Origin of the sequence: Methylobacterium sp. NEAU K (assembly GCF_030700285.1) — a bacterium.
Taxonomy (GTDB): Bacteria; Pseudomonadota; Alphaproteobacteria; order Rhizobiales; family Beijerinckiaceae; genus Methylobacterium.
Map to the genome: position 1 here is coordinate 1 of NZ_JAUYZJ010000027.1, position 12,644 is coordinate 12,644.

Genomic DNA, 12,644 nt, shown 5'->3' on the forward strand with positions numbered 1-12,644 from the left:
AGATGGGCCAGGCAGGTCTGGTGCTCAGCCGCGTGGCCCTGTTGGGCGGTGTAGCGGTCCGAGATCCACACCGCCGGCCGGTGGCCGTCCATCATCTCCCGCACCACGACGGCCCCGCGCGTCGGCGAGGCCGTGTGCACCACGGCTTGTGCCGCGTGGAACACCCATGTGTGGACGGCCCCTGCGGTGCAAGCGGGAAGTGACGCTGAGCGGTCGGGTTGCAGCCATGTGTCCGGCCTGTTCGTGCGGCGCACATGGCCGCTGGCCCTGATGAAGTCCGCGATCGAGGTCCCAATCAGTGGTCCGCGCTCAAATGCGCCTGGGTGTTGCGGGTTCGCCTCGATCCCGGTTCGACCGGTTCGTCATCACATCTCAGCACCCTGCACCCCCGGACGCCGGCATCTGACGACCAGCGGCCGGGATCACGTCAGGCGGCAGGTGCCGCCCTGTAGACTTCGCCGCGCGCCAGCACCGCCCAGGCGATCCGCGCGGTCTTGTTGGCCAGCGCCACGGACACGACCCGGGCGGGCTTGCGGTCGAGCATCTGCTTCGCCCATACCCGGCCGGGCGTGTCCTGACGCGCGACCCGGATCACCGATGTCGCACCGATGACCAGCAGGCGGCGGATGGCTCCGTCGCCCTGCTTGCTGATCCGGCCGAGCCGCTCCTTGCCGCCACTGTTGTGCGGCCGCGGCGTGAGCCCGAGCCAGGCCGCGAACTGTCGGCCGGAGCGGAACAGGGTGGGATCCGGCACCGCCGCCGAGATCGCACTAGCGGTGATCGGCCCAATGCCGGGTATCGTCAGGAGGCGGCGGCTGGCGGCATCGTTCCGACACCAGGCCACGATCTCGGCCTCGGCCTTCCTCACCTCGCCGGCGACCTCCTCGATCCGACCGATGAGGCGTCGGATCGCCGATCGCGCCAGTTCCGGCAGAGTATCCTGGTCGGCGTGGAACTCGGCGATGACGGCCTTCACCCCAGCGGGTCCCTGTGCTGCGACGAAGCCGAACTCGGCGAGATGACCACGCAGGGCGTTGATCAGCATCGTGCGCTGCCGGACGAGAAGAGGGCTCCTGTCGATGAGATCAACGACCTCATCCTGGCACAGCGATGCCAGTAGCGGGGCCGTCCACCTCATCAGTGGTAAGCGGTGGAGCCCTCGATGCGCACGCCGGTCTCGTCGCAGGCGACAACCTCAGCTTGGCGAAGAGCCGAGACGGCCGCGTCGCGACCCGGACGGAAGCAGTCTTGCGCGCGGCGGAGCAGGTTCATCAGGCCGCCCTGGCTGAGGTTGAGACCGAACAGATCGGAGAGCGCCATCTGTAGCCGCTCATACGAAAACGCCTGGAAGGTCTTCAGGTACGTGGCCACCGCATGCAGCCGCGGCCCGAACGGCGTGCCCCGCGCTGCCTCGGGAGCCGGGGCGATCACGCGCGTCCCGCAGGTCGGGCAACAAACGGCAAGGCGCTGATGCTGGGTGACGATGGGCGTCACCTCCGGCAGCTCGATCTGCTCAGAGACGCTGACGACCTCCGCCGCAGCACGCGCAAGCCTCGGGACGATGCTCGACGATCGTATCGGGATCGTCGCTCAGCACCCGGCTGTGGCCTTCGTGGCCGGGCTTGGCGCCGCCGGGCTTGGACTGCGCGCGTTGCTCCTTGCGATCTGTCGCGGGCGGCTTGGACGAGGTGCGTGAGGTCTTCTCTGGCCGCTGCAGCCGCAGCACCAGCTCGATCAGCTCTTCGCGGCTCAGCCGTTCGAGTTCGCTGCGGCCCATCTCACGAGGGAATCAGCGAAATCTGACCCGCGCAAGGGCCTGGGTAATTACACGGCGATGGCAGATTATATGATGAAAATATCCCACCCCAGGGAACAAGATGCACGCTTATAATTTTGAATGATCATGCTCATTGAAAGAGGCCCAATCATTATTCGGCATAGATGATGATGAAGCTATAGATATAGCGGATATATTATCAGACGGATAGAAATTTGAATTATGACAAGGATTTCGCTTCATATCTTGCTTGACGGGCAAGCCGCATTGAGAAATTATATTTCCTCTGAGGACTTTCTTCGCCTTCGGCTCGGACGTTCACGAGGCACTCCGGTGAGGTTCGCGCTCACGCTCCGTCAATTCCGCTCAATTTGGATCTCGGCGGTTATCCGAGCCGTTCTCTGCGCGTAATATATCTTTTAACTCCTGTTCAGCAACGAAAAGCAAATTCGCTATGTAGCGCCTCTGTTTTTCATCGACTCTCAGATAGTCATCGGAGTAATTTGACAATATATTTTGATAGCGTCGGACATTTTCTATAAGAACGAATTTCTGTGTTGCGCAGTCTATCGGGAGCGATTTCATTGTCCGGAACCTAAAGTTGTTAATTTTCGGTTGTAAATAATGATATCGCCTCAGCTACGTTCTCGCTACTAGGATATGACAAGCCCGATACACTTTATCTCATCCGTCGCGCCGCGGTTGGTATCGGAAGAGCGAACCTATGCCGCTCCGAGCGTTGTAATCCTCAGAAGAATGTTGGACGCTGCCACGATGGCGCCCGATGTATCCCGCAGTGGTGTCGGATAGGGCATGAACGGGATGCGCGTGCCATCTGGGCGCTCCAGCACGGCCTGCACACCGCGAATTGGACGCCCTGCCTTGATCGCCAGGGCCATCGGGCACTGGTCGAGCGGCAGGGGCATTCCGTCGGCGGTGTAGATGCGCCAGCAGCCGCACCAACGCGTCTTGCCGAGTTTGGGGCGGTAGCCCCACAGTTCGGCCGCGGCGTCGTTATAGTAGGTCAGCCAGCCGTCCGCGTCGGTCGTGTAGACGGGGGACGTGAAATGTCGGAAGAGATCGGCGCGTGAGGGCTCGTAGTTCCAGCCGCGGTCGGGGCCAACAAATTCGAATTCTTCGTCGTCCGGAAACATGCGACACCCCCTCGACCAGCGGGCAACGAAATGCCCGCTTAAGCATTTCGGTCGCCCCCCTCTGTCGCGGGTGCCTGCAAGTCGAGTTCCGCCGTCACAATGGCGGTCGCGGCTCGTCGGTGACGCGAAATGCGTCGCACTCCAGATCGTCCAACGTCACGAGATTGTGCCTCGAAGCTTCCGGGGGCGGTCGCTCCTCGACGCCATAACCGGCTCACGCCAGCCTGGGCTCTCCCGCATCGCCTTGTACGGACGCCTCTCCTTCGCACGAACCAGGATAGTATTCAACGGCCTGATACGAGATTCCAAATTCTTCGAACAGGCTCGCGATGCTCGATCCGGTGCGTCTCAGCAAAAACTCGCTGACGAACCTTCATTGCAATGCTCCTGACTTAAACGCTTCGTAGGAAGGTTACACGCTAGAAATAGCAGTCAAAAATTTCGTCAGGAGCATTATCGCCGAAGCTCCTCGATCCGCTCGAACGCCGCCTCAGCCGCCACGAGCCTAGACGCAATCCTCCCCTTGTTCTCGGGCGAGCAGCGCTCGGCGCGCTGCGCGGACGACGACATCGCGCGCGGTCGCTGTGAGCCCTACCGAAGCATCAGCCTACCATCCGCGTGCTTTGAACCACTTGCGAAAATCAGCCGCTTCAGTCGCGTCCTCGAACTCGAAGGTCACAGTATCCAACATGGCGTAGCCTCTTCGCTCGCCGATACGACGGCGCCATCAGCTATACGCATGTGCCTCACACCATTCGTTCGCGACGCGGTGCCGGTAGTCCCGAGATCGAGAATTTAGATCCAGGATCATCGGGACGGTTTCTGCGACCACGAAGGCGTGGCGAGCAAGGATGGCCTGAATTTCCGGCTTGGACTGTATGCGGGTCAACACGGCGACGTGCGGCCTCAGCAGGACGCCGCTGTGCTCGCGCATGCCGGAGGCGGATCGCTTGGCCATTTTCGCGAGCACGGCCGAGCGGCTCCCCACGCGACGTATCATGCAGGCCAAGGACACCTCCAACGTGGCCCTGTTTCTTGCCACAACACTGTTCGCGACCGGCTGCACGGTGCGCGTTGATGGCGATGACGTGATCGGCTGATCAATCCGGCCTGTCGCTTGCAACGCCGCTGTACCGGGCCCTCACACGATCAGGCTCGGATGAACGAGGCCGGTCTACCGGATGCAGATCCATCCCGGCCGTCACCGCGGAGAGCACGCGCATGCCGGGCAAGCTGAAGACTCATATGCGGGCATTGCTCGGGGGGCTCCTAATCATCACCGCTGGAGCCCCGGCGGCGATCAGCGCCGAGATCTCCGGCGGCGTCGTCCGGATCGGTGTCGTCAACGACCAGACCGGGTTCTTATCTGATCCGACCGGCAAGGGGTCCGTGATCGCCACCCAGATGGCGGTCGAGGACTTCCACCGGAAGGCGCCCGAAATCAAGGTCGAGATCGTCTCGGCCGATCACCAGAACAAGCCGGATGTTGGCGCCACGATCGTCCGCAAGTGGATCGACGTGGACGGCGTCGATCTGATTGCCGACGTCGGCAACTCAGCCGTCGCGCTGGCAATCCAGTCGATCATCAAGGAGAAGAACCGGATCGCCGTCTACTCAGCCGTGGCTACCACCGAAGTCACCGGCAAGCAGTGCGTCCCCACCGGGCTGTCGTGGCTGCACGATGCCTACAACCTCGTCGCCGGGCCGATCCGCGACCTCGTCCCGAAGGGTCAGAAGACGTGGTTCTTCATCGGCGCGGACTACGCCTTCGGACGCAACATGGTCTCCGTGTCCCAGACGCTCCTCGCAGCGGCTGGCGGCAAGTCCTTGGGCGAGGTGTTCCACCCCACGGCAGAGACCGACTACACTTCGTACCTGTTGCAGGCTCAGGCGTCCGGCGCCGACACCATCGGCTTCGCCAGCACCGGCTCGCAACTCGTCACCGAGATGAAGCAGTGGACCGAGTTCGGCATGACCGGCGGTCCCCAGAAGCCGGTGGCCGGGCTGCTCTTCCTCACGGACACGCACAGCATGGGCTTGAACATCGCCGCCGGGCTGCGCGCGGTGACGGCATGGTACTGGGACCTGAACGACGAAACCCGTGCCTTTGCGCAGCGGTTCTACAAGCTGCACGGCGCCATGCCGAGCGAGGCGCAAGCCTCGATGTACTCGGCGGTGAGCCACTACCTGAAGGGCGTCGCGGCCACTGGCACGGACGACACCGACAAGGTGCTCGCCTGGATGCGCGCCAACCCAGTGGACGACTTCTACGCCCGCGGCGCGACGCTGCGCGCCGACAGCAGACTCGTCCACGACTTCTACCTCGTGGAGGCGAAGGCCCCGGCGGAGTCGAAGGGGCCGTGGGACGTGTACAAGGTCCTGAGCACGATCAAGCCGAAGGACGCCTATCCGCCGCTGGCCGAGAGCGAGTGCCCGCTGGCGAAGACGGTTGCTGCTCGTTAAGCGGTCGTCCCGCCCAGCCACTCGACGAGCTTGGTGTAGCGCCGCCGTGAGCCACCGCGCACTGCCATGCCGACCGCCTTGCGCTGGCCAATCAGCACGACTAGCCGCTTGCCGCGCGTCACAGCGGTGTACAGGAGGTTGCGCGCGAGCATCGTGAAGTGCTGCGTCACGATCGGGATCACCACCGCCGGATACTCTGACCCTTGCGACTTGTGGATCGTCGTGGCGAACGCGGGCACCAGCGTGTCGAGTTCGCCGAACGGGTAGATCACCTCCCGACCCTCGAAGCTGACAATCACCGCACCCTCCTCCTCGTCGATGCGGGCCACCATGCCCAGATCGCCGTTGAAGACCTCGCGGTCGTAGTCATTCTGGGTCTCCATCACCCGGTCGCTCGGCGCGAACCGCCACCCAAACCGCTCTATCTGCTGGGGTGGGTTCGGGTTCAACACGCGCTGGAGTTCGTGGTTGAGGTTGCGCGCCCCCAGCGAGCCGCGCTGCATCGGGGTGAGCACCTGCACGTCCTTGACCGGATCGAGGCCGAAGGAGCGCGGGATGCGCCGGGTCGCCACCTCGATCAGCTTGACTACCCCGACCTCCAGGTCGTCGATCTCGACCATGTAGAAGTCTATCTTTTCGTCGGGTCTCGGCCGCTCGGGCATCTGGCCTGCGTTGATCCGGTGGGCGTTGACGACGATCCGGCTCTCGGCTGCCTGCCGGAACACCTCCGTGAGCCGCGCCACCGGCACCGCGCCCGAGGCGATCACGTCGGCAAGCACCTGCCCCGGTCCGACCGAAGGTAGCTGATCCACGTCACCGACCAGCAGCAGCCCCGCGTGCTCGGGCACCGCTTTCAGCAGCGCATTCATCAGCGGCACGTCGAGCATCGAGCACTCGTCGAGCACTAGGTGTTTGATCCCGCGGTGTGGTGGTACGGTTGACCACCATGCTGCGAGGGATGCGCTATGGGCCAAGTTCTCCACGGCAGCGCCCGCACGACGCAGGCGATCCGTCGCGCAATACAGCTACGTCAAGAGAGTGTGAGAGCGGCGGCCAAGCGGTACGGCGTCAGCCCGACGACGATCCAGAAATGGTGCGGACGGCAGTCGACGGCGGATGCCGCCATGGGGCCAAAGGACCCTCGCTCGACCGTGCTGACGCCAGAGGAGGAGGCGGTCATCGTCGCCTTCCGGCCGCAAAACGGACGCCTGGAATCACAAAACGACAAACCCTCCAACAGCTTGGTTCGGTTCACACCCTAGCGTTCGGGCGTTGGCTCTGCTGTAGCCAAGCTCCCCCGCCAGCGGACGGGAAAGGTGCTGTCGGGTAGCTATTTGGTTGCGGAACGTCGTTGGGATGCGGCGCGTTGGGCGATCAAAGCTTATGCGTGGCGGTTCGACGGTGTGCGCCTCCATTCTGCCAGGAAGGAGCGCTGATGCTCGCCATCCATCCCCAGGCCCGCACAACCCCAGCCGTGCGCGCCGAGATCGCCCGCTCGCACGAGAGCTCCGGCGTGCTGGCCAAGCGCTACGGTGTGTCCACCGAGACCATCCGCAAGTGGCGCAAACGCGGCCCCGATGCTTGCCAGGACCGCTCGGCGCGCCCCCACAAGCTCGCGTGGCGCGCCAGCGATGAGGAGCGCGCCATCGTATGCGCGCTCCGCCGCTCCACCGGCTTTCCCCTCGACGCGCTGACCTTCGTCGTCAGCCACTTCCTGCCACACCTGAACCGGGATGCGGTCTATCGCATCCTCAAGACGGAAGGCCTCAACCGGCTGCCGCCCGCCGAGAAGGCCCGCAAACCGCACGGCAGCTTCAAGGACTACGAGGTCGGTTTCATCCACGTCGATGTGAAGCACCTGCCCAAGCTGCAGGATCGCGACCGCGTCTCGCGCAAACGTTACCTGTACGTCGCCATCGACCGGGCCTCCCGCTATGTGCATCTCGCCGTCAAGGACGACGAGACCACCGCCTCGGCGGTGGCCTTCCTCACGGACGCCCTCGGGGCCTTTCCGTTCAAGGTCACGCATGTGCTCACTGACCGCGGCTCCTGCTTCACGGCCGATGCGTTTGAGGCCGCCTGCGAGCGGCACGGTGTGCAGCATCGCAAGACGCGCCCCTACACGCCCAAGACCAACGGCATGGTCGAGCGCTTCAACGGCCGCGTCCAGCGGGAGGTGCTGGGGATCACGCTATATAGCCACGCCGACCTGGAGATCGTGCTGCGCGGCTTCAACGCGGCCTACAACGGCCGCCGGCAGCGCGTGCTGAACGGGCTCTCGCCCGAGATGGTGCTGCGTCAGCGCCTCGACGCTGATCCCGCGCTGGCCAACCCAACCTACAAGCCACCCAGTCTCAGTCTCATCAAACGGGCCCTCCGCATCGTTAAAGACGCCAAGGAGGTCTCACATCCAGACAGGTAGAAAGCCTACCCAAACGCGGTGAAGAGCCCCGACGTTCGTTCCCCAGTGTTCTGTGCCCCGGTATCCCCGGACCTGATTTCGGCCGCCACTTTCAGCGAGGGAAGGTAAACCCCGTAGGAGCGCTCCGGCCAATTCCTGCCCACCCTCCTCAGTCAATGGAGGCGATCCTGGGAAGCTCTTGCGCTGGATCAATGCGGCCGCGGTGCTCACAAGCCGTGGTGAAAGGACTCCTCACTGGCGGACCCCGCAACCTGAAGACGAAGCCATGCCCAACGGCGCCGCGACTGCGCACCTCTACAAGCCCAAGCTCGTCACCGCCCTGGTAGAGGGCTATGGATTGCACGCGCTGCGCCGCGACGTCATGGCCGGGCTGACCGTCGCCATCGTTGCCTTGCCGCTCTCCATGGCCATCGCCGTCGCGTCCGGGGTCTCGCCGGACCGGGGGCTCTACGCCGCCATCGTAGGCGGCTTCGTCGTCTCCGCCCTCGGCGGCAGCCGCTTCCAGATCGGCGGCCCTGCGGGTGCCTTTATCGTCCTCGTTTCGGCTACCGTTGCTCGCTTCGGCGTTGAAGGCACGCTCCTGGCCGTGCTGCTCTCCGGCCTGTTGCTGACTCTCGTCGGCGCACTCCGGCTGGGCTCGCTGATCCGGCACATCCCGCACGCGGTCACCGTCGGCTTCACGGCAGGCATCGCCTGTACGATCCTGGCCAGTCAGTTGAAGGAACTGGGTGGTCTTAGACTAGACGGCGCTGAGCCCGGGCCTGTCATCCCGAAACTTGTAGCCCTCGCCCACGCTTTGCCCACCCTCAATCCACTAGCGCTTGCCCTGGGTTGTGGGGTCGCGGGAGGAATCTTCGCGCTGCGGCGGTGGAAGCCGTCCTTTCCTGGCATGCTCGTGTCCGTTGCCGCCGCCTCGGCTCTGGTTTGGCTTGGCGACCTCGACGTCGCCACCATCGGAAGCAGCTTCGGCGGCGTGCCGCACGGTCTGCCTATGCCTCAGATGCCGCAGGTGACATCCCAATTACTGCGCGACGTCTTCCCGACCGCCCTGGCCTTCACATTGCTGGGCGGTATCGAGAGCCTGCTGTCGGCCAAAGTTGCAGACAGCATGACAGACCGCATCCACCGCTCGAACATGGAACTGATCGCCCAGGGCATCGCCAACATCGTTTCGGCCCTGTTCGGTGGCATCAGCGTGACCGGCACGATAGCCCGAACTGCGACCAACATCCGTGCCGGCGCGGCAACCCCCATCTCCGGCATACTGCACTCGGCCTTCCTCCTACTCTTCATGCTGGTCGCAGCGCCGCTCGCCGGCTTCGTGCCGCTGGCGGCTCTGGCAGGCGTGCTGGTGGTCGTCTCCTGGAACATGGTGGAGAAGAGCGAGTTCGCGCGGCTCCTGATGAATTGGCGCATGGCCATGGTTCTGCTCACCACCTTCGGCCTGACCCTGCTGGAGGATCTGACTGCTGGCATCATCGCCGGCTGCGTGCTCGCCACCGTGCTTGCTTTGATGCGCCGAGGTGTGCCGGAAGAAGGTGCCTGACGTTGTGCTTGCCCTGTCATGCGCCAAACGAGAGCTACGCTGACTCATTCAAGGCGAATCTTGTTGAACTCACAGAACCTTCGGCGGGAGCAAAATCCGCCCCGAGCCAAGGCAGGGAGTAAACCAAGTTTTGAAGAGTCTGGCGGCCTCTCATCAACGAAGTGCGGATGATAGAAGGTCGGTTGCCATGTAGTGAGCGGTCATCCCGGACGCTTACATCGAAGGTCCGCTGATGGCCGATTGTGTTGAAAAACTCGGGTGTTGCGGCGGTAGTCGTGAGATGACTCATTTCTGTCGAGAGACGGAGATAGAAGCAGATGATGGGATATCGGCAAGTCGAGCAGGGTGCCCTGTTCTACGAATTCTCGCTCGATACCCACGTCCCAGCCGACCATCTGCTGCGCTCCATCGACCGCTTCTTCGACCTGTCGGACCTGCGCGCGTACCTGCGGCCCTTCTACAGCACGACGGGCCGGCCCTCGATCGGCCCCGAGCTGATGATCCGCATGCTGCTCGTCGGCTACTGCTTCGGCATCCGCTCCGAGCGCCGCCTGTGCGAGGAGGTGGACCTCAACCTCGCCTTCCGCTGGTTCTGCCGGCTCGGATTGGAGAGTGCCGTACCCGACCACTCGACCTTCTCGAAAAACCGCCACGGCCGCTTCCGCGACAGCGATCTGCTGCGTGAGCCGCCTCGGCGGCGGCGTCGAGGGTCAGCCGCGCAGGCTGGAGGCGAAGGCTGCGGTGACTCGCCGCGGCCATAAAGGCGCCCCTCACTTGCCGATCCACAAATCGATTGCCCACTATTAAGTCGATCTACAGAGGTGCCGAGCACCCTGGGTTGAACTCACGGCTCTCCGGGCTTCCTCCCATGCTCACCGTCGTCGGCTGCCTCGTCGAGGCCCATGATCTTCGCCTCGTCACCCTGGCGGCGCTCATCTGCGCGCTGTCCGCCTTGACGACGGTCTGCCTCGTCAGCCACGCGCGCAGGGCTGGCGGCTGGGCGCAGATCGGCTGGCTCGCCGTCGCGGCTGCCGCCGGCGGCTCCGGCATCTGGGCGACCCACTTCATCGCGATGCTTGCCTTCGAGCCCGGCGTCCCCGGCGGCTACGACATCGCGCTCACCGCCCTATCCCTCGTCATCGCCATCGCTCTGGTCGGCAGCGGTCTTTCCCTGTCGGTGCTGGTAGGGGGCGCGCCCGCATCCTGGTGCGGGGGCGCCGTCCTGGGCCTCGGCATCGCGGCGATGCATTACACCGGCATGGCTGCCTACGCCGTTGCCGGCCACAAAGTGTGGGATGTGACTACGGTGTGTGTGTCGCTCGCGCTCGGCGCGATACTCGCCGGGGCGGCCCTCTCGACCCGGCCCGGCGGCAGCGGCATGAGACACCAGTTGCCGGGCGCGGTCCTGCTGCTGCTCGCCATCTGCAGCCACCACTTCACCGCCATGGGCGCCGTGACCGTGATACCGGACCCCACAGTCGTGGTCTCCGAGGCCGCCGTCCCCAACAGTTGGCTCGCGGTGGCCGTCGCGCTGGCGAGCTTCGCTATCCTGCTGCTTGCCGGCGCCGCCCTGGCGCTCGACCTCCGCGACCACCGACACGCCAAGCTGGAGGGGGAGCGCATGCGCAGCCTCGCCGACGCCGCCGTTGAGGGACTCGTGGTCTGCACGGGCGACACCATCGTCAGTGCCAACAACAGCTTCGCTCGCCTCGTCGGCCTGCCCCAAGGGGCGCTCTCGGGTGCTTTGCTCTCGGCCTTTCTTCCGGCCGAGGCGGCCCGGATCGCCCTGGCCAGCCGGCCCGAGCGGCCCGCCGAGGCTGAACTGCGACAGGCGGACGGCGGATTGGTTCCGGTCGAGATCATCATGCAGCCGGTCGACCACGCCGGCCGGCCCCACTACGCCGTGGCGGTCCGCGACTTGCGCGGCAGCCGCCAAGCTGAAAACCAGATCCAGTTCCTCGCCCACCATGACGCGCTGACCGGACTGGCCAACCGCGCGAGCTTCGGCAAGCGGCTGGAGCAGGAGATGCGGGCGGCGGACGCGGGCAACCGCAAGCTCGCGGTGCTTTGCCTCGACCTCGACCGCTTCAAGGAGGTCAACGACCTGTTCGGGCACGCCGCCGGCGATGCTATGCTGGAGAACGTGGCCCGGATCGTCACGGACGAGCTCGACAGTACGCAGATGATGGCGCGGCTCGGCGGCGACGAGTTCGCCGTCCTGATGCCCTGCGAGCATGCTGCAGCGGTCGGGCGCTTGGCCGAGCGCATCTTGGAGGCCTTGCGCTCCGGTAAGGCCGAGAGGACTGGCCCGCAGATCGCCACCAGCATCGGCATCGCCCTCTACCCGGACGATGCGCAGGAGCGAGCGGCGCTCCTCAGCTACGCCGATACGGCCCTCTACCGGGCCAAGTCGGAGGGTCGCGGCACGTATCGCTTCTTCGAGGCCAAGATGGGACTGGAGGTGCGGGAACGTCGCCTCCTGGAGCACGACCTTCGCCACGCCGTGGCTCGCGGCGAGATGCATTTGGTCTACCAGCCTCAAACGGAGGTCGGCAGCGGCGACGTCACGGGCTTTGAGGTGCTGCTGCGCTGGAAGCACCCGGAGCGGGGCTATGTCTCGCCGGCCTTGTTCATTCCCATCGCGGAGGAGAGCGACGCCATCCTGCAAATCGGCGAGTGGGTTTTACGCGAGGCTTGCCGCGAAGCGGCAAGCTGGCCGAACCCGCTGAACGTAGCTGTAAACGTCTCGGCGGTGCAGATTCACAGCGCGCATTTCGTTGGCCTCGTGCACGAGATCCTGCTTCAGACCGGCCTGGCGCCGAAGCGGCTGGAGGTCGAGGTGACCGAGACAGCCCTCATCCGAGACCCAACCCGCGCGCTGCTCACGCTCCGCCAATTGAAAGCCCTCGGCCTGCGCATCGCGATGGACGACTTCGGCACAGGCTATTCGTCGCTGTCGAACCTGCGCTCATTCCCGTTCGACAAGATCAAGATCGACGCGTCATTCGTACGGGCGGTCGACAGCAACGAGCAGACGGCTGCTATTGTCCGCTCCGTACTCGGTCTTGGTCGCGGTCTCGGGCTTCCGGTCCTGGCCGAGGGCGTGGAGACGGAGGCGGAACTCGGCTTCCTCGCCGCCGAGCAGTGCCACGCGGCGCAGGGCTACCTGATGGGCCGGCCCTTACCCATAGCGGAGTTTAGTGGACATACGCATGATGGGAATTCAGTCACGGCCGGTGAGCGTAAAGTCGCCTAAGGACGGCAGAGGAAAGGTTGCTCGGT

General features: G+C 64.6%; 6 protein-coding genes and 6 pseudogenes. 7 read left to right on the forward strand and 5 right to left on the reverse strand.

All coding sequences use genetic code 11. The features are described from left to right. The 4 genes and pseudogenes from Q8W67_RS19545 to Q8W67_RS19560 form a co-directional block, all read right to left on the reverse strand. Nucleotides 1-170, reverse strand: a pseudogene (locus tag Q8W67_RS19545) (transposase); the annotation flags it as partial. A gap of 257 nt (nucleotides 171-427) precedes the next feature. Continuing rightward, nucleotides 428-1,150, reverse strand: a pseudogene (locus Q8W67_RS19550) (IS110 family transposase); the annotation flags it as partial. Continuing rightward, nucleotides 1,141-1,777, reverse strand: a pseudogene (locus Q8W67_RS19555) (transposase); the annotation flags it as partial. The pseudogenes Q8W67_RS19555 and Q8W67_RS19550, both read right to left, overlap by 10 nt. Nucleotides 1,778-2,499: 722 nt before the next feature. Next, nucleotides 2,500-2,931: a PAS domain-containing protein gene (locus Q8W67_RS19560; protein WP_305548808.1), complete on the reverse strand. Its 432-nt coding sequence runs from the start codon at nucleotides 2,929-2,931 to the stop codon at nucleotides 2,500-2,502. Between the two features lie 878 nt (nucleotides 2,932-3,809). Here Q8W67_RS19560 and Q8W67_RS19565 point away from each other — a divergent pair. Both Q8W67_RS19565 and Q8W67_RS19570 read left to right on the forward strand, forming a co-directional pair. Continuing rightward, on the forward strand, nucleotides 3,810-4,031 hold the full coding sequence (locus Q8W67_RS19565; protein ID WP_305548810.1) for an SDR family oxidoreductase: 222 nt from the start codon (nucleotides 3,810-3,812) through the stop codon (nucleotides 4,029-4,031). Between the two features lie 121 nt (nucleotides 4,032-4,152). Continuing rightward, entirely contained in the window at nucleotides 4,153-5,394 is a 1,242-nt protein-coding gene (locus Q8W67_RS19570) for an ABC transporter substrate-binding protein (RefSeq protein WP_305548813.1), read from the forward strand. Here Q8W67_RS19570 and Q8W67_RS19575 read toward each other — a convergent pair. Then, nucleotides 5,391-6,377 carry an ATP-dependent RecD-like DNA helicase gene (locus Q8W67_RS19575; protein ID WP_305548816.1) on the reverse strand — a complete coding sequence of 329 codons (987 nt, stop codon included), beginning with the start codon at nucleotides 6,375-6,377 and terminating at the stop codon, nucleotides 5,391-5,393. The two genes, Q8W67_RS19570 and Q8W67_RS19575, sit on opposite strands and share 4 nt — an antisense overlap. Here Q8W67_RS19575 and Q8W67_RS19580 point away from each other — a divergent pair. From Q8W67_RS19580 to Q8W67_RS19600, 5 genes and pseudogenes are all read left to right on the forward strand, one after another. After that, nucleotides 6,360-6,587: pseudogene (locus Q8W67_RS19580) on the forward strand (helix-turn-helix domain-containing protein); the annotation flags it as partial. The gene Q8W67_RS19575 and the pseudogene Q8W67_RS19580 sit on opposite strands and share 18 nt — an antisense overlap. A 242-nt stretch (nucleotides 6,588-6,829) precedes the next feature. Continuing rightward, the gene (locus tag Q8W67_RS19585) at nucleotides 6,830-7,816 is read left to right on the forward strand and encodes an IS481 family transposase (protein WP_305548819.1); all 987 of its coding nucleotides are present in this window, start codon (nucleotides 6,830-6,832) and stop codon (nucleotides 7,814-7,816) included. Nucleotides 7,817-8,081: 265 nt separating this feature from the next. Continuing rightward, nucleotides 8,082-9,335 (forward strand): annotated as a pseudogene (locus Q8W67_RS19590) (SulP family inorganic anion transporter); the annotation flags it as partial. A gap of 344 nt (nucleotides 9,336-9,679) precedes the next feature. Then, nucleotides 9,680-10,045: pseudogene (locus Q8W67_RS19595) on the forward strand (transposase); the annotation flags it as partial. A gap of 185 nt (nucleotides 10,046-10,230) precedes the next feature. Beyond that, nucleotides 10,231-12,618 carry an EAL domain-containing protein gene (locus tag Q8W67_RS19600; protein WP_305548822.1) on the forward strand — a complete coding sequence of 796 codons (2,388 nt, stop codon included), beginning with the start codon at nucleotides 10,231-10,233 and terminating at the stop codon, nucleotides 12,616-12,618. The last annotated feature ends 26 nt before the right edge of the window (nucleotides 12,619-12,644 follow it).

Bases quoted from the DNA above. Each gene is read 5' to 3' on its own strand.
- Q8W67_RS19570 (WP_305548813.1), top strand. From the start codon at position 4,153: ATGCCGGGCAAGCTGAAGACTCATATGCGGGCATTGCTCGGGGGGCTC.
- Q8W67_RS19585 (WP_305548819.1), top strand. From the start codon at position 6,830: ATGCTCGCCATCCATCCCCAGGCCCGCACAACCCCAGCCGTGCGCGCC.
- Q8W67_RS19560 (WP_305548808.1), bottom strand. From the start codon at position 2,931: ATGTTTCCGGACGACGAAGAATTCGAATTTGTTGGCCCCGACCGCGGC.
- Q8W67_RS19600 (WP_305548822.1), top strand. From the start codon at position 10,231: ATGCTCACCGTCGTCGGCTGCCTCGTCGAGGCCCATGATCTTCGCCTC.
- Q8W67_RS19565 (WP_305548810.1), top strand. From the start codon at position 3,810: ATGCGGGTCAACACGGCGACGTGCGGCCTCAGCAGGACGCCGCTGTGC.